The 20,673-nt window shown below is 43.7% G+C and carries 20 protein-coding genes; 12 read left to right on the top strand and 8 right to left on the bottom strand.

The window, feature by feature from the left end; genetic code table 11:
• Positions 1-16 precede the first annotated feature (16 nt).
• A complete protein-coding gene (gene mutY / locus EXU30_RS03730) occupies positions 17-1,114 on the bottom strand; it encodes an A/G-specific adenine glycosylase (protein WP_130597883.1) in 1,098 nt (365 codons plus the stop codon).
• Between the two features lie 281 nt (positions 1,115-1,395).
• Here mutY and trmB point away from each other — a divergent pair, with 281 nt between their 5' ends.
• The 5 genes from trmB (at position 1,396) to EXU30_RS03705 (ending at position 6,107) form a co-directional block, all read left to right on the top strand.
• A complete protein-coding gene (trmB, locus tag EXU30_RS03725) occupies positions 1,396-2,112 on the top strand; it encodes a tRNA (guanosine(46)-N7)-methyltransferase TrmB (RefSeq protein WP_130597882.1) in 717 nt (238 codons plus the stop codon).
• A gap of 35 nt (positions 2,113-2,147) precedes the next feature.
• Positions 2,148-2,474, top strand: a complete 327-nt coding sequence (locus tag EXU30_RS03720; protein ID WP_130597881.1) for a 50S ribosome-binding protein YggL — start codon at positions 2,148-2,150, stop codon at positions 2,472-2,474.
• A 6-nt stretch (positions 2,475-2,480) separates the two neighbouring features.
• A complete protein-coding gene (gene glsB / locus EXU30_RS03715; protein ID WP_130597880.1) occupies positions 2,481-3,395 on the top strand; it encodes a glutaminase B in 915 nt (304 codons plus the stop codon).
• 440 nt (positions 3,396-3,835) lie between these two features.
• A complete protein-coding gene (locus tag EXU30_RS03710; RefSeq protein ID WP_130597879.1) occupies positions 3,836-4,657 on the top strand; it encodes a YggN family protein in 822 nt (273 codons plus the stop codon).
• Between the two features lie 508 nt (positions 4,658-5,165).
• Positions 5,166-6,107 (top strand): LysR family transcriptional regulator, encoded by a 942-nt coding sequence (locus tag EXU30_RS03705; RefSeq protein WP_130597878.1) that lies wholly within the window; start codon positions 5,166-5,168, stop codon positions 6,105-6,107.
• Positions 6,108-6,690: 583 nt separating this feature from the next.
• On the opposite strand, the gene EXU30_RS03700 is transcribed toward EXU30_RS03705, so the two are convergent.
• The 7 genes from EXU30_RS03700 to EXU30_RS03670 all read right to left on the bottom strand — a co-directional run bounded on the left by EXU30_RS03700 (position 6,691) and on the right by EXU30_RS03670 (position 14,532).
• Complete coding sequence (locus tag EXU30_RS03700; protein ID WP_130597877.1) at positions 6,691-8,538, bottom strand: DUF885 domain-containing protein; 1,848 nt, start codon at positions 8,536-8,538, stop codon at positions 6,691-6,693.
• Positions 8,539-8,979: 441 nt separating this feature from the next.
• Entirely contained in the window at positions 8,980-10,116 is a 1,137-nt protein-coding gene (hemW, locus tag EXU30_RS03695; protein ID WP_130597876.1) for a radical SAM family heme chaperone HemW, read from the bottom strand.
• A gap of 177 nt (positions 10,117-10,293) precedes the next feature.
• Complete coding sequence (gene rdgB / locus EXU30_RS03690) at positions 10,294-10,890, bottom strand: RdgB/HAM1 family non-canonical purine NTP pyrophosphatase (RefSeq protein WP_130597875.1); 597 nt, start codon at positions 10,888-10,890, stop codon at positions 10,294-10,296.
• A 214-nt stretch (positions 10,891-11,104) separates the two neighbouring features.
• Positions 11,105-11,545, bottom strand: coding sequence for a DUF4426 domain-containing protein (locus tag EXU30_RS03685; RefSeq protein WP_130597874.1), 441 nt, complete (start codon positions 11,543-11,545; stop codon positions 11,105-11,107).
• Positions 11,546-11,747: 202 nt separating this feature from the next.
• Positions 11,748-12,296: a YggT family protein gene (locus tag EXU30_RS03680; RefSeq protein WP_130597873.1), complete on the bottom strand. Its 549-nt coding sequence runs from the start codon at positions 12,294-12,296 to the stop codon at positions 11,748-11,750.
• 630 nt (positions 12,297-12,926) lie between these two features.
• On the bottom strand, positions 12,927-13,745 hold the full coding sequence (gene proC / locus EXU30_RS03675) for a pyrroline-5-carboxylate reductase (RefSeq protein ID WP_130597872.1): 819 nt from the start codon (positions 13,743-13,745) through the stop codon (positions 12,927-12,929).
• 97 nt (positions 13,746-13,842) lie between these two features.
• Positions 13,843-14,532, bottom strand: a complete 690-nt coding sequence (locus EXU30_RS03670) for a YggS family pyridoxal phosphate-dependent enzyme (RefSeq protein ID WP_130597871.1) — start codon at positions 14,530-14,532, stop codon at positions 13,843-13,845.
• A gap of 27 nt (positions 14,533-14,559) precedes the next feature.
• Between EXU30_RS03670 and EXU30_RS03665 the strand changes: the two genes are divergently transcribed.
• The 7 genes from EXU30_RS03665 (at position 14,560) to ruvX (ending at position 20,621) form a co-directional block, all read left to right on the top strand.
• Positions 14,560-15,597, top strand: coding sequence for a type IV pilus twitching motility protein PilT (locus EXU30_RS03665; RefSeq protein WP_130597870.1), 1,038 nt, complete (start codon positions 14,560-14,562; stop codon positions 15,595-15,597).
• A gap of 35 nt (positions 15,598-15,632) precedes the next feature.
• Positions 15,633-16,748 (top strand): PilT/PilU family type 4a pilus ATPase, encoded by a 1,116-nt coding sequence (locus EXU30_RS03660; protein ID WP_130597869.1) that lies wholly within the window; start codon positions 15,633-15,635, stop codon positions 16,746-16,748.
• A 369-nt stretch (positions 16,749-17,117) separates the two neighbouring features.
• Positions 17,118-17,699, top strand: a complete 582-nt coding sequence (locus EXU30_RS03655) for a glutathione peroxidase (protein ID WP_130597868.1) — start codon at positions 17,118-17,120, stop codon at positions 17,697-17,699.
• Positions 17,700-17,893: 194 nt separating this feature from the next.
• Positions 17,894-18,910: a ferrochelatase gene (gene hemH / locus EXU30_RS03650; RefSeq protein WP_130597867.1), complete on the top strand. Its 1,017-nt coding sequence runs from the start codon at positions 17,894-17,896 to the stop codon at positions 18,908-18,910.
• Between the two features lie 159 nt (positions 18,911-19,069).
• Positions 19,070-19,399 carry a stress response translation initiation inhibitor YciH gene (gene yciH, locus EXU30_RS03645; protein WP_130597866.1) on the top strand — a complete coding sequence of 110 codons (330 nt, stop codon included), beginning with the start codon at positions 19,070-19,072 and terminating at the stop codon, positions 19,397-19,399.
• 41 nt (positions 19,400-19,440) lie between these two features.
• The gene (locus EXU30_RS03640) at positions 19,441-20,031 is read left to right on the top strand and encodes a YqgE/AlgH family protein (protein WP_130597865.1); all 591 of its coding nucleotides are present in this window, start codon (positions 19,441-19,443) and stop codon (positions 20,029-20,031) included.
• Positions 20,032-20,198: 167 nt separating this feature from the next.
• A complete protein-coding gene (ruvX, locus tag EXU30_RS03635) occupies positions 20,199-20,621 on the top strand; it encodes a Holliday junction resolvase RuvX (protein ID WP_130597864.1) in 423 nt (140 codons plus the stop codon).
• Positions 20,622-20,673: the final 52 nt, after the last annotated feature.

Below are 20,673 nucleotides of genomic sequence, written 5' to 3'. Positions count from 1 at the left end.
ATCTCTGAACACTTATTTATCCTGATTGGTATAGCCCTGATAAATTTTCTAGTATGCGCTCTGTCGCCGCTGCTAAGCCGACTTTTGCTCTTTGGTTGATGTTATACCAAAGCTCTGGAGTTTGTTCCATGACCTTGGTCGCGTCATTGCTTTGATTGTCGCGTATCACCAACACTGGGGTTATGTCTAAATGAAAATGACTAAACGTATGCCTAAACCCGCTTAGCTCATGTTCGGCTAGTGTTAGCTGGTTGTCTGCGGCGAACTGTTCAAGCTGAGCTTGTGAATCAAATTGCGGGAAACACCAAAGTCCGCCCCAAATTCCACTTGGTGGCCTTTGCAGTAGTTTTACCTCAGGCGAATTACCCATTATACCCGTTGCTTTATCTAACTTTAGCTCAACTAGCATCCAGGCCTGCTTTGCAGGGATCGTTTTTTTCGGCTTTTTTCCAGGGTACTGGGTTTGCTTGCCCTGAAGCTGCGCTTCACAGTCGATAGCGATAGGGCATTGTTCGCACTTTGGTTTTGAGCGAGTACAAACATTGGCGCCCATATCCATCATTGCCTGATTAAATTTTTGAATATCTTTTTTGGGAGTAACCGTTTCAGTTTTCTGCCACAGACGTTGCTCAACGCTTTTCTTACCTGGCCAGCCATCAATAGCGTCGTGGCGAGCCAGTACGCGCTTAACATTACCGTCAAGAATAGGGTGGTGCTGACCAAGCGACAGAGACAAAATCGCCCCTGCTGTTGAGCGGCCGATGCCTGGCAGTGCTAACACTTGCTCAAACTCTGTTGGAAACTCGCCCTGGTGCATATCACGCACTTGCTGAGCCGCTTTATGAAGATTCCGCGCTCTTGCGTAGTAGCCAAGCCCTGTCCAAAGATGCAGTACTTCATCTTGTTCGGCATTGGCTAAATCCACCACTGTAGGGAAGCGGGTCATAAAGGTTTGATAGTAAGGAATTACGGTTGCGACCTGAGTTTGCTGCAACATGATCTCTGAAATCCATACGCTGTATGGGGTTTTATTTTGTTGCCAGGGTAAACTTTTACGCCCGTGTTGGTCGTACCAAGTAATAATGCGAGAGGAAAATGAGGCTTTTGATTTCATCGGGGCAGTGTATATAGGCAAGCCTTTAAGTACAAGACTGCAAGCACAAGCATGTATCGCAGAATTTCACCCGGTTGAATTTAGCGAGTTCATGTTGATTAGTTTAGTAGCCATATTTGGCGGCATTATTGGCTAATAACACTACCACTCCCGCAGCTTGATTGAGTATAATGACCGATTAGTAAAAATTAATTGACTATCATTAGCTAAGCGACTTAATCAAGCACTAAATGTAGGCTAGGTTTGAGTCTGAGATGTCTCTAATGATAAAAGAGGAAACAATGAGCGACGTAACCACAGCGGAATTCACCGAAGAAGGTAAGTACCTTCGCAAAGTCAGAAGCTTTGTTTTAAGAGAAGGACGTTTAACCAAGGGACAACAACAAGCAATTGACTCACATTGGGCGACTATGGGTTTAGACTACAGCCCTGAGCCACTTGATTTGACTCACGTGTTCGGCCGTGACGCAGACACAGTGCTTGAAATTGGCTTTGGTATGGGAGCGTCGTTAGTTGAAATGGCAGCTGACGCACCAGAATTAAACTTTATTGGTATCGAAGTACACAAGCCTGGTGTTGGCTCTTGTTTATCTGACGCTGGCGCAGCTGGTGTGAGCAACTTACGTGTTTACCATCATGATGCGATGGAAGTGCTAGAAAACGCGATTGCTGATGGCTCGCTTGCTCGCGTGCAGTTATTCTTCCCTGATCCATGGCATAAAAAGCGTCATCACAAACGTCGCATTGTACAGCCTGAATTTGCTCAGCTTATTCGCCGCAAGCTTAAAATTGGTGGTGTTTTCCATATGGCAACAGACTGGGAAAACTACAGTGAGCACATGCTAGAAGTGATGCATGATGCAGAAGGTTTTAAAAACCAGTCTAAAGATGGCACTGTTGTCGAGCGCCCAGATAGTCGCCCTTTAACTAAGTTTGAAGCTCGTGGCCACCGTCTTGGTCATGGTGTTTGGGATATTATGTTTGAGCGCACTGCTTAAACTCGCTGCTTTTTCGTCAATTAAGGAGAGATAACATGGCTAAGAATCGTAGCCGTCGTTTACGTAAGAAACTACGCGTTGATGAGTTCCAAGAGCTTGGATTCGACGTTAACTGGACTTTCGAAGATTCGGTGACAGAGTCACAGATTGACGAGATTGTTGATAAGTTTATCGATGATGTAATCGAGGCGCGCAAATTAGGTTTCCATGGTGGCGGCCATAAAGAGTGGGAGGGCATTATCGCTACTCAAACTCTAGGTAAGTGCACCGAGGAAGACATGGCAGCGGTTAAAGCCTTTTGGGCAGAGCAGCCTGCGAAAGATGTTGAAGTGAGTGCTTTATACGACCTTTACTGGGACTAATGAACATTGCCACAAGCAGATTTACTTAAACAAGCGGTCGACATAGTTCGGCCGCTTTTAGGTCAGGGCAAAGTCGCTGACTATATTCCCGCACTAGCGAATGTTAATCCTAATAAGCTAGCGATTGCGGTTACTAGCATTGACGGCACGACTATCGGTGCGGGTGACTATTTAGAGCCATTCTCGATTCAAAGTATCTCTAAGGTGTTTAGTCTAACTATGGCGCTTAATCTTTATCAAGAAGATGAGATTTGGAGCCGAGTTGGTAAAGAACCGTCAGGACAGTCGTTTAACTCACTGGTGCAAGTTGAGCTTGAGCGTGGTAAGCCGCGTAACCCGTTTATTAACGCTGGTGCGCTGGTAATTGCCGACCTTATTCAGTCTAGACTGAGTGCCCCTAAGCATAGAATGCTTGAGCGGGTACGGGAGATGGCGGGTAATCAGTCTATTTGCTACGACAAAACCGTGGCTCACTCTGAATATCAAGCCAGTGCCCGAAATGCCGCGATTGCCTACCTGATGAAGTCATTCGGCAACTTTCATGAAGATGTTGATACGGTTTTAAAAAGCTACTTCCATTACTGCGCACTGCGAATGAACTGCGCCGATCTATCAAGAGCGATGTTTTATCTTGCTAACAAAGGTAAGACGCTTGCAGGTAAGCAGCTTATTACCCCGGTACAAACCCGTCAGCTTAATGCCTTGCTTGCAACCTCTGGACTTTATGATGGCGCAGGAGAGTTTGCCTATCGTGTTGGTATGCCAGGTAAAAGCGGTGTTGGTGGTGGTATTATCGCAGTTATTCCCGGTGATATGTCGATTTGCGTATGGTCACCAGAGCTTGATGCTAACGGTAATTCGCTCGCTGGCACAGCCATGCTTGAGCATATTTGTCAGCAACTTGGGCGCTCAATTTTTTAACGCGAGTCACTTATCTAACAACAGCTCACAGCTTTAGCCAACATCTCTTTAAAGAGGTATTGGCTAAAGTGCATATTTCCAATCGCACCAGCGTTTGTTTACCGCTATTTGCGGCAAGTTACTTTTATCTCTCGTTTGCTGGTTCAATCACTTACAGCTTAAATCACTTGCAGCTTAAATCACTTGCAGCTTAAATCACTTAGTGCTTTGTGGCACAAACTTGGATTTCTATCATTTAACCTGTTATTCACTCATTGGTTAAATTCCTCAACTCTAGTTAAAAAGACCAACTTGTTAGTTATTTCGCTCATCAAGTCCAACTTGCTAAAGACATTGCCTTAACTTTAAGTTTATGAAAATTATTGGTTTTTAATATTTGGCACACCTCGTGCTTTATCCTAAACAAATTGGAAAGACTTAAACGACTAAGGATGATGACAATGACTAATCAACACTTGCTTAAAGCTGCTGCGGTAACAGGCTTAGTATTATCGACTACTTTTGCTATGCCGGCCCAAGCAAAGATTTCATTCAGCGATGACGAGTGCAACGTAGCGCTTAACTACGATATCACTGTTGAGCCAAAACGTTTGCAGGTAAGTGATCAAGGTAAAGAACAATATCGTATCGAAATGGGTGAGTTGTATGTCAATGGCAAGCAAGTTGAACTTGATGCCAAACAACAAGCGCTTGTTAATCAATACTCTGACGCCGTATCTAAACAAGTACCTGAAGTGATTGACCTAGTTGGTGACGTTGTAGTGTTAGCCACTCAAGCTGTAAGCATGGCGCTGACACCAATCTTAGGTGATGCGGCAGGTAGCCAAATAGATGAGTTAATGGTTGGCATTCAAGATCGAGTTGACGAGTTAGCATACCAGCAGGGTGATCGTTTCTTCTTAGGCGCAACAGAAACCACAATGGAAAATGCGTTCAACGAAGAGTTCGAGAAAGAAATTGAAGAGGTGATGACTAACTCTATCGGCACCATGATGATGGCGCTAGGTGGTCAAATCATGTCTTCTGAAGGTGGCAGCTTTGAAGAGAAGATGGAAGCCTTTGGCCGTAAAATGGAAAACATTGGCGATGACATCGAAATGCAAATCGCTGAGCAGTCAAAAGACATCGAACATAGAGCTGAAAAAGTATGCGAGAACTTCCAGTCAGTTGTTGAACTAGAGCAGCAACTACGCCGAGAAGTACCAGAGCTTGCACCTTATGTACTGACGCAACCTAGCTCGTATGTGGCTAAATCTGAATAAGGTGTTAACTAGCTATCTAAATTAGCTAACCTGTGTTGTCAGTCCTAGAGTTTTGATTCTTCGAAGCTGTTGCTTTCGAAGTTGTTGAAGACGCAGCACGTAAAATCTTCCCTCGATATTTTAACAAATATCCTGACCTTCCCCTGTTACTTCATCCAAGGTAACAGGGGCTTTTTTTGCCTGTTCACGGGCTGGTCGCACAAATAGTTTCCTATCAGTTGCACAAAAAATATCAACTTTGTTCGGCTAAAAAAATTGTCAATTATAAATATAGAGCAATTGGACAATTTTTTGTTATACTCATAAAAATTATAAGAAAAATAACTTGGATTCCTGAAATAGTTGGCTATTTCGGATAATCGTTAACAAGATGTAGACGCCTTCTGAGGTGCATTGTTGCAACCGTTAGCACAATGGTTGAGTAATGTTAGCCGAATAAGTAGACCGCTTATGAACAGAAGGACTTCGCTTAATACTTTTGTGTCGTAATCAATTTAAGGCGACTTCCATGTTAGAACTGTTAGAACCCATTGCAATTTTTACCCATGTGGCTCGAGCAGGCAGTTTTAGTGCTGCTGCTAGACGTCTTGGGATTTCTAAATCCAAAGTGAGTACTCAAGTCGCTGACTTAGAACACAAACTTGGTGTGCAACTTATTCAACGTACGACACGTAGTTTAAGTTTAACTGAGGCGGGTAATCTGCTTTACCTTCAAGGTGAAGAGCTACTGCGTGATGCTGAGCAAGCTGTTGCCAGTGTGCATAACCTCAATGATGCAACTCGTGGTGTACTTAAGGTGGGTATTTCCCAGTCTTTCGGTACCATGCACATCATTCCGGCACTGCCAGAGTTTATGGCAAAGCACCCTGAGTTAGAACTGCAGGTGAGCTTGCTTGATCATAAGGTTGACGTAGTAAGTGAAGGCTTAGATCTACTGTTAACTATGTCTGAGCAGTTACCACTTGGCATGGTTGCCAGGCCACTAATGAAGTGTCAGTTCTTGTTAGCTGCGTCGCCTGATTATATTGCTAAGCACGGCACCTTAACTCGCCCTGAACAGCTAGTTGACCATAACTGCCTTGTTTACCAAGGTGAGTGGCATGAGCACAGCATGTGGCAGTTTAAGAAAGGTGACGATTATTGCGAGATAGGCGTTTCTGGTAATTTCCGTGTGGATAATGCACCAGCGCTTAAGTCTGCGGCAGTAAGTGGCTTGGGTGTGGTTTACCTTGCAAGCTACCTGCTTGAAGATGAGTTAGAGCAGGGTACCTTGGTTCCGTTGTTACCTGAGTGGCAGTTAACCAATAACTTACCACTGCAAGCTGTTTACCCACGCCGTAAGCACTTAGCGCCTAAGGTTAGTGCGTTTATCGACTTTATTAAAGAGCACATTGGTAGCCCGCCATATTGGGACGCGAAATGTGAGCATTTATATAAAATGCGCAAATAGTCACCAACCATACATGGTGAAAACATTGTTCGGAATTTAGTAAAAAGCCGCGAATTAGTTCGCGGTTTTTTGTTTTTGCAATTGAAACAGTTGCTTAGGTTGATCTTGATCACATTGGTAAAAAGTTAACTTCAATGGCTTAGGGTGATCTGGGCAAAAGTCCTATTGCACTCTGTTCTGAAATAAATACAATGACCTCATCTGATTCAAAATGATTTGAACCCTATATTTAAAAAAGAAATGACCCCTTCTTTTTTAAATATACAAATCAGCAACTTCGCAGTTTTGGATCTTAGCTGGCAGCTGTTTTATTTATCAAACAGTGCGAGCCTTCAAACCATCATCCTAATTTTGGTACCCCAGACTTTGTCTGGGGTTATTTTTTGCCTGTAATTCAGCTGACTTGCAGTGACACTCGCCTTATTTGTCTACGTGCTTCTACCTTAGCGATGTATCTAAGCACGCTTTATCCGATAGTTAATCACTCATACTAACCGTTGCGTGCTGTGATTGTGGCAACAAAAAAGGACAAGCGTTTGCTTGTCCTTTTTAGCGATTTTATGTCTATAAGCTAAGTATTAGCTTACTTAACACTCGCAACCCATTGGTCAACTTGCTGCTCTAAAACATCAAGCGGCAGAGGACCATTCTTTAAGATAAGTGTGTGGAAGTCGCGAATATCAAATTTGTCGCCAAGTTTAGCTTTGGCATCTTCACGTAATTCTAGAATTTTGATCATACCTACTTTATAAGCGGTAGCTTGAGATGGCATGACTACGTGGCGCTCAACCATCTTGATAGCATCAGACTCAGCGTTTGGCGTGTTATCAACGTAATATGCGATACCTTGCTCACGAGTCCACTTTTTGGTGTGAATACCCGTATCAACCACTAAACGACACGCGCGCCATAACTCCATTGCTAGACGACCAAAGTCAGAATAAGGGTCTTGGTATAAGCCCATCTCTTTCGGGAAGTACTCGGTATAGAGTCCCCAGCCTTCAGTGTAAGCTGTGTAGCGGCCAAACTTGCGGAACATAGGAATGCCCTCAAGCTCTTGTGAAATAGCGATTTGCATATGGTGGCCTGGAATACCTTCATGGTAGGCAAGCGCTTCCATTTGGTATTTAGGCATGGCCTTCATGTCGTAAAGGTTCGCATAGTAAATGCCTGGTAGTGAACCATCAGGCGCTGGCTGGCTATAGAACGCCTTACCCGCAGATTTTTCACGGAATGCCTCGACCTGACGCACGACAAGTGGCGCTTTAGGTTTAATTTTAAATACTTCATCTAAGCGTGACTCCATGACGTCAATCATGGCTTTTGCTTCTTTTAAGTAAGCCGCTTTACCTTCATCTGTTTCTGGGTAATAGAATTGCTCGTCATCACGCATAAAGGTGAAGAATTCTTGCAGGTTACCTTTGAAGCCAACTTTCGCCATGATTTGCTTCATCTCACCGTGAATGCGGGCGACTTCACTCAGTCCTAGCTGGTGGATTTGCTCAGATGTCATGTCTGTTGTGGTGGTTCGCTTAAGTGCGTTATTGAAAAATACATCACCTTCAGGCAGCTTCCACACACCATCACGGGTATCGGCTTGTTGCTCTAACTTGTTTAAGTAGCTAACTAGGCTCTTATATGCCGGTTGTAAGTTGTTAATGAGCGCAGCTTTTGCTTCATCTAACAGTGCTTGCTTGCTGTCTGCATCTAACTCTAACTTATCAATTTTGCGGTTAAAGTCTGCCCACAGTGTGCTGTCTGCGCCGCTGTTATCAAATGGGGCACCGGTGATAATGTTCTGACTGTCTGAAATAACGTATGGGAACACAAATTTCGGCGCGATAATGCCTTTGTCTGCACGCAATTGCAGCTCAGTTTCAAGTTGTTTGAGCATTGGCTTAGTGCCGTTTAAGCGGCTAATGTAGGCTTTAGCATCACTAACATCGGCAATTTGATGTTGGTTAATCAAAAATGATGCAACCATAGAGTGCAGGCCATACATTTGGTTAACTGGATAGTTGTGGTGACGCCACTTATCATCAGCAATTTGGTTTTCTAGATTAGCAACCAATAACTTTTGGCTAAGTGCGGTTTGCTCATCTAACTGAGTTACGTCAATTTTAGCAAGTTGGGCAAGGTGTTTTTTAGCTCGAGCTAGATTTTCATCAGTGTTTTTATCGCTAATGTCGTCCCATTTACCATAGTCCTTCTTGATACCAAGATAAGTTTGGTACACAGGGCTCGCCATCACATTTTCCATAAAGATGGCTTGGTAAAGCTCATTGGCTTTTTGCGATTCAGTTTTAGCCTCTACTTGTTCTGCTACAGGTTGCGTAGCTGAACTTGAAGAGTTGACGTTAGTACAAGCTGTGCCTGCAAATACGGTTGCTATAGCGAGAGCGATGAGGGTTGTTTTGGTTTTTATTGCCATCGTTAACTTCCATTAGTGATGAGTAAATCTAGCTTAAATAATTACTGAATTTGACGTTGCTATTTGTTGTGACAGGCACCGTGATATAGCTTGGTTCAGCAGTTGATGTTTAAGTAAATTGCGAATTATCCAGCGCACATCCTAATAAAGGAAAAGTCGTTTGTGTTAACAAAAATGTTAGCAAGTGTGTTGCATTGTTAACGGCAGGGCGTATTAGCAAGGTTAGAGTGTGTGGTAGAAGCTTTGGAATTGACGCAGATAATTCTGCATCAGCATATCAAATGAGCGCAATCTGCTATTTTAGTATGAGCGGCAAGTTGATCGGCTTGGAGTGTTAATTGCCATTTGCTGGGTATTTTTATGCAACTAATGCTTATGGCAGCAAGGTTGCCATAAGCACAGGTTTGATTGCTCCTCGTTTGTGCCTCGAGGTGCTACTAATTACAAGAATAGCGATAGTACTTCGTTGACAAACATCTGTCCTTTAGCTGTGAGCTGCCAATGGTGTTCGGTTTCTTTTATTAGCCCACGTTCTTTGGCTTGCTTCATTCCTTCATCAAGTGAGTTTGCAGCAAGGCCGGTTCTTTGCTCAAACTCTGATTTTAGAATTGGCTCAATCAAACGCAAACGGTTCATCAAGTATTCAATTGCCAGCTCATCTTTGTCGACGTATTGAGTGTCAAAGGTATAGTCGTTAGTTTTTAAGTAGCCTTTTGGGTGCTTAATTTTGACTGTGCGGATGATGCGATGGTTTTCAACATCGGTAATTTTACCGTGTGCGCCACAACCAACACCTAAATAGTCACCAAAGCGCCAATAGTTGAGATTGTGGCGACATTGAAAGCCAGGTTTGGCATAAGCTGATATTTCGTATTGCTGATAACCGAGTTCGGCTAGGCGCTTTTGTCCTTGCTCATAAATTTGCCACAGGTTTTCATCATCTGGCAACTGTGGCGGCTTTGAATGAAACAGAGTGTTGGGCTCAATGGTGAGCTGATACCAGGATAGGTGAGGTGGCTGCAACGCAGCAGCTTGCTCGATATCTTGCATGGCTTCATCAAAGCTTTGGCTTGGCAAACCATGCATAAGATCAAGGTTGAAGCTTTGATATTGCGCCTGTTTAGCGCTTGCTGCAGCGACTACCGCTTCGTTGTCGTCGTGGATACGCCCGAGTAAGTTGAGCTTGTCTTTTGAAAAGCTTTGAATACCAATAGATAACCTGGTTACACCAGCTTGTCGATAAGCGCTAAAATCATCATGCTCTAAGGTGCCAGGGTTCGCTTCCATGGTGATTTCGATATCATCTTCAAAACCAATCATTTGCTTAGCACCATCGAGGATGCGCTTGATTGCAGCAGCACTAAATAATGATGGCGTTCCGCCGCCAATGAAGATGGTATGGATACGTCTGCCATGGACGTATTTTAAATCCTGCTTTAGATCTTCCAGCAGGGCATCGACATATTGCTGCTGTGGTAGCTCGCCGTTTTGTCCGTGGGAGTTGAAGTCACAATAGGGGCATTTTTGTACACACCAAGGAATATGGATATATAGACTAAGTGGGGGAAGCTGCAGCATCCAAATGCCCTCGGTAAATTGCGGATTGGTTAAAAAATTCTGGCATTAAAACAGCTTGAGTTAGGGTTTACTGACCTTGGTGCGGTATTTAAACATGCTCAGCTAAATCCGACTCAAGCTCTAATGTGAAATCTAATTTAGGCTCTAACTCAAGTGCTAACTAAAATAGCGAGTTGGCTAAATAACGCTTTTGGCTTTAAATGCCTCTAGTAATAAGGCTAGTGCTTTTCCGCGATGACTGATGGCATTTTTCTCATCACTTGATAGCTCAGCGGCCGTTTGTTCATAGCCGTTAGCAACAAAAATTGGGTCATAACCATGGCCCTGCTCACCCACTGGCGCATGATTTATTTCACCTTCCCAAGCAGCCTGACAAATAATTGGTGTTGGGTCATCAGCATGGCGCATGTATACCAGTACGCATTGGAATCTAGCACTCCGGTTTTGCTCACCGCTCATTGCTTGTAATAGCCTTTCGTAGTTTGATTTCGCTGTCGCATCAATACCTGAATAACGCGCAGAATAGATGCCTGGTTGACCATTTAGCGCATCTACCTCAATACCTGAGTCATCAGCAATGGCGGGTTTGCCAGTAATTTTGGCCGCATGACGCGCCTTAATAATCGCATTTTCCACAAAGGTGGTACCGGTTTCGGCGACTTCTGGCACATCAAATTGGCTTTGCGGCAGAACCTGAATGTTAAATTTGGCGAGCATTTGATCAAATTCGGCAAGTTTACCCTTGTTGCCGCTGGCAAGTACGATTTGCTGCATGAAGCACCTCTAGCTAGAAACGATAAATCGGCGCATATCATACTCTGCTATCTGATGGTTTTGAACTGGATTATTGAGTTTGCGGTTAATGAAGCTAGCGGTTAACGCACTTAACAGTAATCAAAAAGAAAAAGGGCAATAAGCCTGCTTTGCTTACTGCCCTTAATAACTCATGACTTGGTTGAGCCTGAAGTTTTCCTTCGAATTGTCGAAGTTAATTTACATAGAATTTTTGCTTGAACTTTAGGCTGGTGTTCAATTCGTTGTCATGGCGAATGGCTAAGTTAAAGTGGATAACTTCTTCATCGCGAAAAGGTACTTGAGCGATGTAGTAAATTGCTTGTCCTTCACGTATTTCTTTAAACTCGAGTTCGGCGCGAGCATCAAGTAAGTTTTTGGCAAAGCCTTTAATATCAACGGCAACTGCAGGGTTGCCGTCTTGGCGCGTATCTAACACGGTAATGTTAACCAAACCATTGTAACGGCTACGCTTTATGCCGTAGGTGCTGGCAACTTCAGGCGTAATGAAGGTGCTGTCTAGCGCTATGTAGTGGATTTCAAACTGACCAACCACTTGCTTTTGTTCAGCATGTACTGAGGCATTGATTAGCGTTAAGGCGGCAAAAACTAAGGCTAAGCTGAGTTGTCTCAACATACTGCATCCTTGATTTGGTGATATAAGTGAAGATAGAAGTGTGATCTAAGTCCGTTCAGGGTAACCGTTTTTAATAACAAAAAAAAGCCGTGAACCAGTAGATGATCACGGCTTATTCATTGATTTAGCTTGGTTGGACTATTCCGATATTAAAGTAAGTAGTTACTTACTGTACCCGAATGAGTACTTGGCTTTGTTTTGATTAAATAAAAGCCCAAAACGGGATGTACTGACTAAACAGAATATTTAAAAAGTTCATCGCGATAAACAGCACCAGTACTGATAAATCCAAACCACCGATAGGTGGAATAATGCGGCGGATAGGCGCGATTAGTGGCTCAGTAAGTTGCCCCATAATCATCACTACAGGGTTGTAGCCCTGGTTGAACCAGCTCAAAATTGCGCGGATTAACAGCATCCAGAACAGCAATACACCTGTCTTTTTAAGCACTGCCACAACTGAATACAAGATAAACGTTAGCGCATCAAACTGGGCTCCAGCCATGAGAGTAAGTACTAACAATTTTGCCATCACCACCAGAATTGCTAGCACAATCGATGAGGTGTCTACGCTTCCAATCGATGGCAGCACGCGACGCATCGGCGCAATAATCGGTTGGGTGGCTTTTACTACAAACTGACTAAACGGGTTGTAGAAATCCGCGCGTACCAGCTGCAGCCAGAAACGTAGGATCACAACCATCAGGTATAAATCAAAAACGGTATCGACAAGAAAAGTCATTGCATCCATATAGAGCCTTTGAATTCATGTTTGTTAAATCAACTTTTGTTAAGGTGCCATATTAGCATTAATGACGCTTGCTGCTGATTAAATTAATATTTAGGTTTAATTTTTGCTATCTCAGCCTATATTCTCTGGCCTCTTAGTGAAAGCTTTTGTGTTTTTTGGGGAGTAGATTCCCGCTCAAAAGCGCTGCGGGAATGACGGTGTTGGGGCGATGGAAATGCCCACCATTCGTCACACTCGAGGTACTTCCCTCTCAATACGTCACACTCGAGGTACTTCCCTCTCAATACGTCACTTTCGAGATGCTTCCTTCATTCGTCACCCTCGAGGCGCTTTTAATCGAGGGTCTATATCGAGGGTCTATGCTGGTGTCGGGAATAGATTCCCGCTCAAAAGCGTTGCGGGAATGACGGTGTCGGATAGGTTGTGTGAATGAACTGGGTTGCATTGCGGGAATGACATGTGGTGGTTTGTTGTGGAATGCCCTTATTGCCGTCCTCGAAGTGCTCCCCTCTCAATACGTCACTTTCGAGATGCTTCCTCTCAATATGTCACTTTCGAGATGTTTCCTTTATTCGTCACCCTCGAAGCGCTTTTAATCGAGGGTCTCTCAGTAATAGGCCTCTTAGCAATCTAAAAGGTTTGCGCCATCTCTTTTGCTCGTGCAACACAGTTGTGCATTGCTTTATCAACTAGGCCACGTAGATCGCCTTGCTCAAAGGTGTTCACTGCCTGCGCGGTTGTGCCACCTTTCGAGGTAACGTTGTTTCTTAAGGTTGCCAGCGATTGCTCTGGGTTTTGAATAACCATTTTCGCCGCGCCCAATGCCGCTTGTTGAGCGAGCTCGCGCGCTTGTTGCTCGCTCATACCCATTTTTATGCCGGTTTCAATCATGGATTCGATAAACAAGAAAAAGTACGCTGGAGAACTGCCAGCAAGCGCAATCACCTGATCAAGCTCATCTTCCTGTTCAACCCAAACCACCTTACCGCCACTTTGCATTAGCAGCTCACAGATTTGTTTGTGCTCATCACTGATATTGTCTTGCGCGTGCAGACCTGTCATGCCATAACCAATTTGAGTTGGCGTGTTAGGCATAGTGCGGATTAGTTTAATCGGCTGTTTTAAGTAATCTTGATAACGCTTGGCTGGAATACCTGCTGCGATAGTCACCACAAGCTTATTGCTTAGATCTAACTGGGCTAAATGATTGCATACTTGCTCCATTAGTTGTGGCTTGACGCTAAATACAATAACGTCACATTGTTTTGCGACCGCTAAATTGTCGTTACTAGTATTAATGCCAAAGTCAGCTTGTAAGGCATCGAGTTTTGGTTGGCTAGGGTTGCTTGCGTAAATCAATTTAGGGTCATAGCCATTATTTACCATGCCGCTGATAATACTGCGGCTCATGTTGCCGGCACCGATGAAGCAAACGCTTGCTTGAGTCATATTTATGTTGTTCCTGAATAATTAGTTTTGTTCTTTTAATTGTTTAAGAGGTTGTCAGTTTTCTTTGAGAGCAAACGATCAACCATCCATATAGAAATTAATTTCGTTTACCAAAAATGGCGCTACCAATACGCACCATAGTTGAGCCTTGTTCAATGGCGATATCTAAATCGTTACTCATCCCCATCGATAAGATATTGACTTGATTATATTTAGCTTTAAGCTGCTTGAATGCTTCATTTAATGCTGCGAATTCTTGTCGCTGTAGCTCTGTATCATCGGTCGCTGTCGGAATAGCCATAAGCCCGCGAAGTACAAGGTTACCTTGCTGATGAATATGCTCAGCGAGCTCTGTGAGTTCAGTTAATGCGATTCCCGACTTAGATTGTTCATTGCTGACATTAACTTGAATACAAACGTTAAGTGGCGATTTATTCGCTGGGCGCTGCTCACTCAACCGTGTGGCAATTTTGGCGCGGCTAACTGTATGCATCCAGTCAAAGTTCTCTGCAACGATTTTGCTTTTGTTAGATTGCAGTGGGCCGATAAAGTGCCACTCGATGTCAGGGTATTGCGCGCTCAGCTCAGCAATCTTTTGCTCGCCTTCCTGGACATAGTTCTCGCCGAATTTACGCTGCCCAGCTTCATAAGCTTCTATAATGTCAGCTACAGGTTTAGTTTTACTCACGGCAAGCAGCGCAATATCTTGTTGTTGGCGTGCACATTTTTGCGCCGCTTGATGAATTCTACTCTGGGCGATTGATATTCTGTCTGCTATTGTTGTCATAGTGTTGATTATATGGATGTCATTTAAATGGAAATCACTGAATTACTAGCCTTTAGTGTAAAACACAAGGCGTCAGATTTGCACCTTTCTGCAGGTGTTTCACCTATGATCCGTGTTGATGGTGAAGTGCGTAAAATTAACGTGCCAGCACTCGATCATCAAGGTGTTCATAGCTTAGTTTATGACATCATGAACGATAAGCAGCGTAAAGACTATGAAGAGCACCTTGAAATTGACTTTTCGTTTGAAGTACCTGGTCTTGCGCGTTTTCGTGTAAACGCATTTAACCAGTCTCGCGGTGCTGGTGCTGTTTTCCGTACTATTCCCTCTGAAATCTTAACTCTTGAGCAGCTAGGCGCGCCTGAAATCTTTAAAAAGATCTCTAGTTTCCCTCGTGGCCTAGTGCTGGTCACTGGCCCTACTGGTTCGGGTAAGTCAACCACGCTTGCTGCTATGGTCGACTATATTAACGAGAATCGTCACGACCACATTTTGACCATTGAAGACCCTATTGAATTCGTGCACCAGAACAAACAATGTTTGGTTAACCAACGTGAGGTGCACAAACATACTCATAGCTTCAACGCTGCGCTACGTAGTGCACTGCGTGAAGACCCTGACGTTATTCTTGTGGGTGAGATGCGTGACCTTGAAACCATTCGCCTAGCAATGACGGCAGCAGAAACCGGTCACCTAGTGTTTGGTACCTTACATACCACCTCAGCGGCAAAAACCATTGACCGTGTGGTTGACGTATTCCCAGCGGGTGAAAAAGACATGGTAAGAACCATGTTGTCAGAGTCACTACAGGCGGTTATTTCGCAAACTCTTATCAAGAAAATCGGTGGCGGGCGAGTCGCCGCTCACGAGATCATGATGGGTACGCCAGCTATTCGTAACCTCATTCGTGAAGATAAAGTCGCGCAAATGTACTCGGCAATTCAAACTGGTATGGCTCATGGCATGCAGACGCTTGAGCAATGTTTGCAAAACCTGGTTAACCGCGGCCAAATTACCCGTGAAGATGCGATGTCGAAGAGCTCGAATAAACAAGCTAACTTTTAATTGATAGATTAGCGAGATAATAAAAGGACTACCCAATGGATGTCACACCATTTCTAAAAGTAATGGTTGAGAAGAAAGCCTCGGATTTATTTATCACTGCAGGCTTTCCACCCAGCGCCAAAATTGATGGTGAGCTACGTGCGTTAAGTGAGCATAGCTTTAACTCTGAGCAGTCATTAGATTTCGTAGAATCGCTAATGACAGATGCGCAAAAACAAGAGTTTAAAGATACCAGCGAGTGTAACTTTGCATTTGCTGCTAAAGAACTTGGCCGTTTTCGTGTTAGCGCATTTTGGCAGCGAGAATCTGCAGGTTGTGTGATGCGTCGTATCGAAACGCGCATTCCTGAAGTGGAAGAACTAAAACTACCGCCAATTTTAAAAGACCTAGTTATGAGTAAACGTGGTCTTATTATTATGGTTGGTGGTACAGGTACGGGTAAGTCTACCTCGCTTGCAGCCTTGGTTGGTTATCGTAATGCTCACGCTCGCGGGCACATTTTAACCATTGAGGACCCGGTAGAATTTGTGCACGATCATCGTAAAAGCATTATTACTCAGCGCGAGGTGGGTATTGATACTGAATCGTTCGATGCTGCGCTTAAAAGCTCATTGCGTCAGGCACCTGATGTTATCTTGATTGGTGAGATCCGTACTCAAGAGACCATGGAGTTTGCACTGTCGTTTGCTGAGACGGGCCACCTTTGTATGGCAACGCTTCACGCTAACAACGCTAACCAGGCATTAGACCGTATTATGCACCTTGTGCCAGAGAATAAGCACAACCAGTTATTGTTCGATTTATCTTTGAACTTACGCGGTATTGTGGCGCAGCAGCTTGTTGCTAAGTCTGACGGCAGCGGACGTCGCGCTGCGATTGAAATTTTGATTAATACGCCGCGTGTTGCCGACCTAATCGCTAAGAATGATCTACACTTGCTTAAAGAGACCATGGCAAAATCAAATGAGCAAGGGATGCAGACATTCGACCAAGCGTTATTAGCCTTATATCTTGAGGGTGAAATTAGTTATGCTGATGCACTACACCATGCTGACTCACCAAATGATTTACGCTTGATGATCAAGCTACAAAACAACGATACCTCAAGTACTGGTGGCTTTATGGAAGGTGTCACCTTAGATTTGGATTAGCCCTAACATATAGGTCAATAGAATATTTAGCTAAAGCTCGTAATGAGTTTAAGACGACTGATATACAAAATGCCGTAACTTTAAGTTACGGCATTTTTGATCGAATTAGTGCCTTAAAGCGTATAAAGTGAGTACATATTTAACAACTAATTCATGCAGTTTGAGTTCAAAATGAATTGTTTAATACCAATTGGGATAAATAGGTGATCAAGTATTACGCAGGAAAAGTCGCTTAGAACAAGGCTGAAATTGCAGTTAGCTAGTTGCTCTACCTACAAAATTTCTAACGAAGTTATAAGCGACTTTAACCAGTAAGAATGATCATATACTTGTGCTAATTGGTATAAGCTGCAGGTTAAGGGAAATAACATGACTTCAGTTTTATCTTCATCGCAATCAAATCTTAAAATCGTCAAGTCACTTTTTACCGGTTCGCTGGTGCTGTCAGCGCTAAGCTTATCAACGGCGCAAGCGGCAAGCTGCCCAGATTACCTGGATGTAAAAGCACGCAAACTACACTCTGAAGATGTGGTGGATTTGTGTGATCTGACCCAAGGCAAACCTGTGCTTATTGTTAATACAGCATCAAACTGTGGTTTTACCCCGCAATTTGAAGCGCTTGAAGCGGTGCATAAGCAATATAAAGATGACGGACTTGTGGTTATTGGTTTTCCGTCTGATGACTTTTTCCAGGAAGAAAAAGATGAAGCCAAAACCGCAGATGTGTGTTTTGTTAACTACGGCGTAACTTTCACCATGGTAGCAACATCTGAGGTTCGCGGTGATGGTGCGAACTCAGTTTTTCAACATTTGAATGACAAAACCTCTTCGCCTAAATGGAATTTCTATAAGTATCTTGTCAGCGGTGATGGCAAGCAAGTTCAACAGTTTAACTCGCGTGTTAAGCCAGATAGCGCAGAGTTAAAACAGGCGATAGAGTCTGTTCTCTAATAGCACTGACACACAAAGTTGAATTTGTTAAACCTTATCTCGTGTTAAGGTTAATTAGTAACTGTGATTTAAAGCTAAGTTTACAACTAAGACTGCACAATGGTGCGATGGTTTTGATAACATCCAAGCACTGTGCAGTCTTTTGTTATTTACTCAACAATAATGAGTAAGACTATGATTACTTGGAGTCAATTGTGTATAAGTTTTCTGGGTTAGATAAAGATACTGGTCATCAAGCCAGAGGGAAGAAAGGCGTGTTATTAATGAATTTAGGAACGCCGGATGAGCCAACAACGCCATCAGTGAGGCGTTACCTTGCTGAGTTTTTGTCTGACCCGCGCGTGGTGGAAATCCCAAGATTGGTTTGGCTAACTATTTTGCACGGTATTATTCTGCGTACACGCCCAGCCAAATCTGCCGCACTTTATAAAGAGATTTGGACTGAAAACGGTTCGCCTTTGATGGATATTAGTAAACGCCAACAAGCAAAGTTACAAGCACAACTTGATGAGCAAGGTATCGATGCTAAAGTGTATTTAGCGATGCGTTACGGCAACCCATCTACCGCGTCGACGTTACAACAAATGCATAAAGAAGGCGTAGATGAAATCACAGTACTGCCGCTTTATCCTCAATATGCCGGCCCAACGAGCGGCACGGTATTTGATGCCATCGCGCGTGAGTTGATGAAGTGGCGCTTTGTGCCGTCGATTAACTTCATTAATACTTATCATGATAACCAGGACTATATTGATGCTTTAGCTGAGTCGATTGAGCAAGACTTTGCTATGCATGGCAAGCCTAAAAAGTTGGTTATGTCGTATCACGGTATGCCAAAGCGCAATCACTTGCTTGGCGACCCATACTATTGCTTCTGTGCTAAAACAACGCGTTTAGTGGTCGAGAAGTTAGGGTTAACAGAAGATGACTATGTGATGACCTTCCAGTCTCGCTTTGGTAAAGCGGAGTGGTTAGGGCCATACACTGACGCCACAATTGAACAGTTAGGTAACACAGGCGTTGATGACATAGCTGTTATCTGCCCTGCGTTCAGTGCCGACTGCTTAGAAACTCTTGAAGAAATCAAGGGTGAGAACCGTGAAGTGTTTGAAGAGGCCGGCGGTAAGCAGTTCCGCTATATCGAAGCATTGAATGACCACCCAAGTCACATCAAGATGATGCTAGGTTTGGTTGAGCCGTACTTAAAGTAAAGCCGTTTTTACTGCACCCGGCGGGACCATAAGCTTTTGATGCATGTGGCGCTAGAAAAGTGTGCAGAAGAATGAAAGAGGTGAGAGTGGATCTCGCCTCTTTTATTTTGGTTTGGTAAACTCAAACTATCCTATCTGTATAGAAGTAAAGCCAATCTCATGAGAATTGATCCTAATATTTCACTGGTGTTCAGCACTGACAAAGGTCGTATTGAACAAGAAAAGCCGGTGGAAGAAGTCCCTCAAGGTGACGGTATTGTCCGTATCCATAAAGATAGCAAAGGTCGTAAAGGCAAAGGTGTTAGCGTTATTAAGGGCCTTGGGCTAAATGCGAAAGAGCTGAAAGCGCTAGCACAAAAGCTTAAAAAGCAATGCGGCTGTGGTGGCACGGTGAAAGAGTTCAATATCGAGATCCAAACCGATAACCGTGAACAAATTAAAACGTTACTTGAAAAAATGGACTACAAAGTAAAACTAGCGGGCGGCTAGGCTTTACTCTGCATTAAGCGCAGCCAACACAGGAAGCATTTATGGAAAGCTTGCAAGATCATCTACTTATCGCCATGCCATCTCTTAACGACACCTTTTTTGAGAAGAGTGTGATTTATATCTGTGAGCATGATGACAAAGGCGCAATGGGGCTCGTTATTAATCGCCCCGTTGGTATTGATGTTGAAAGCTTGCTTGAACAAATGGCCATGGCAACCGATGATGAAGACGTTGTCGCGGTAGTAGCCCCATCGACGTCAAGTAACAAGCTCGCCGCTCAGGTTGTGGTCGGTGGACCTGTTGCGCCAGAGCGCGGCTTTGTATTGCACACACCTAAAAAAGCCTGGAGTAATAGTTTTCAGGTGAGTGACTACTGTGTGCTCACTTCATCAAGAGATGTACTCAGTTCGCTAGCAACAGAAGACGCGCCAGATAACTATATTGTTGCTTTGGGCTATTCAGGTTGGGGCAAAGATCAACTTGAGCAAGAGCTTGCAGACAATACCTGGTTAACCATTAAAGCAACGCCCGAGCTACTTTACGATTTAGATTACGATAGCCTCTGGCAAAAAGCGGCGAAACAATTAGGTATTGATATTTGGCAATTGACTGATCAAGTTGGCCATGCTTAAGGTAAAATGCGCTATTGCCTAATTTTGTGGTGAAAAACTTTTTTGTTAATTAAGTCACCTTTTATTTCTTATTTTACTGCTCTTAGTTTAAGTGGCTTATTCAATTTACATCGCCCTTCGAACTAATATTTAAACTTCCCATAATTAATCACATTTGAGACAGACATATGTTGCCACAAACGGTTTTAGGCTTTGACTTTGGTACAAAAAGTATTGGCATTGCTATTGGTCAAGGCGTTACAGCAACTGCTAGGCCGTTGTTATCAATAAAAGCGACTGACGGCATTCCTAATTGGGATAAAATCGGTGAGCTGATTAAAGAATGGCAACCTGATCTTGTTGTAGTTGGCCTGCCACTTAACATGGATGGCACAGAGCAAGAGATGACGCAACGAGCTCGAAAATTTGCCAACCGTATTAATGGTCGATTTGGGATCAAGGTAGCAACTCAGGATGAGCGTTTAACCACCGCCGATGCTAAAGCGCGTTTATTTGAATTAGGGGGTTACAAGGCGCTGACCAAAGAGCAAGTTGACGCTGTATCTGCTGTACTGATTGTTGAAAGCTACTTTGAGAATAGCTTTAGTTAACTAAGTACGACCGCATAAGACCCTCGATTAACAGCTTCTCGAGGGTGACGTT

The sequence above is a fragment of the Shewanella maritima genome, from assembly GCF_004295345.1.
Classification (GTDB): domain Bacteria; phylum Pseudomonadota; class Gammaproteobacteria; order Enterobacterales; family Shewanellaceae; genus Shewanella; species Shewanella maritima.
Note: the sequence above shows the minus strand (reverse complement) of the source record. Positions and strands in the feature narration are given on the sequence as shown.

Coding starts and splice junctions, on each gene's coding strand:
- mutY (WP_130597883.1), bottom strand. CDS start 1,114: ATGAAATCAAAAGCCTCATTTTCCTCTCGCATTATTACTTGGTACGAC.
- trmB (WP_130597882.1), top strand. CDS start 1,396: ATGAGCGACGTAACCACAGCGGAATTCACCGAAGAAGGTAAGTACCTT.
- EXU30_RS03720 (WP_130597881.1), top strand. CDS start 2,148: ATGGCTAAGAATCGTAGCCGTCGTTTACGTAAGAAACTACGCGTTGAT.
- EXU30_RS03710 (WP_130597879.1), top strand. CDS start 3,836: ATGACTAATCAACACTTGCTTAAAGCTGCTGCGGTAACAGGCTTAGTA.
- EXU30_RS03705 (WP_130597878.1), top strand. CDS start 5,166: ATGTTAGAACTGTTAGAACCCATTGCAATTTTTACCCATGTGGCTCGA.
- EXU30_RS03700 (WP_130597877.1), bottom strand. CDS start 8,538: ATGGCAATAAAAACCAAAACAACCCTCATCGCTCTCGCTATAGCAACC.
- hemW (WP_130597876.1), bottom strand. CDS start 10,116: ATGCTGCAGCTTCCCCCACTTAGTCTATATATCCATATTCCTTGGTGT.
- rdgB (WP_130597875.1), bottom strand. CDS start 10,890: ATGCAGCAAATCGTACTTGCCAGCGGCAACAAGGGTAAACTTGCCGAA.
- EXU30_RS03685 (WP_130597874.1), bottom strand. CDS start 11,545: ATGTTGAGACAACTCAGCTTAGCCTTAGTTTTTGCCGCCTTAACGCTA.
- EXU30_RS03680 (WP_130597873.1), bottom strand. CDS start 12,296: ATGGATGCAATGACTTTTCTTGTCGATACCGTTTTTGATTTATACCTG.
- proC (WP_130597872.1), bottom strand. CDS start 13,745: ATGACTCAAGCAAGCGTTTGCTTCATCGGTGCCGGCAACATGAGCCGC.
- EXU30_RS03670 (WP_130597871.1), bottom strand. CDS start 14,532: ATGACAACAATAGCAGACAGAATATCAATCGCCCAGAGTAGAATTCAT.
- EXU30_RS03665 (WP_130597870.1), top strand. CDS start 14,560: ATGGAAATCACTGAATTACTAGCCTTTAGTGTAAAACACAAGGCGTCA.
- EXU30_RS03660 (WP_130597869.1), top strand. CDS start 15,633: ATGGATGTCACACCATTTCTAAAAGTAATGGTTGAGAAGAAAGCCTCG.
- EXU30_RS03655 (WP_130597868.1), top strand. CDS start 17,118: ATGACTTCAGTTTTATCTTCATCGCAATCAAATCTTAAAATCGTCAAG.
- yciH (WP_130597866.1), top strand. CDS start 19,070: ATGAGAATTGATCCTAATATTTCACTGGTGTTCAGCACTGACAAAGGT.
- EXU30_RS03640 (WP_130597865.1), top strand. CDS start 19,441: ATGGAAAGCTTGCAAGATCATCTACTTATCGCCATGCCATCTCTTAAC.
- ruvX (WP_130597864.1), top strand. CDS start 20,199: ATGTTGCCACAAACGGTTTTAGGCTTTGACTTTGGTACAAAAAGTATT.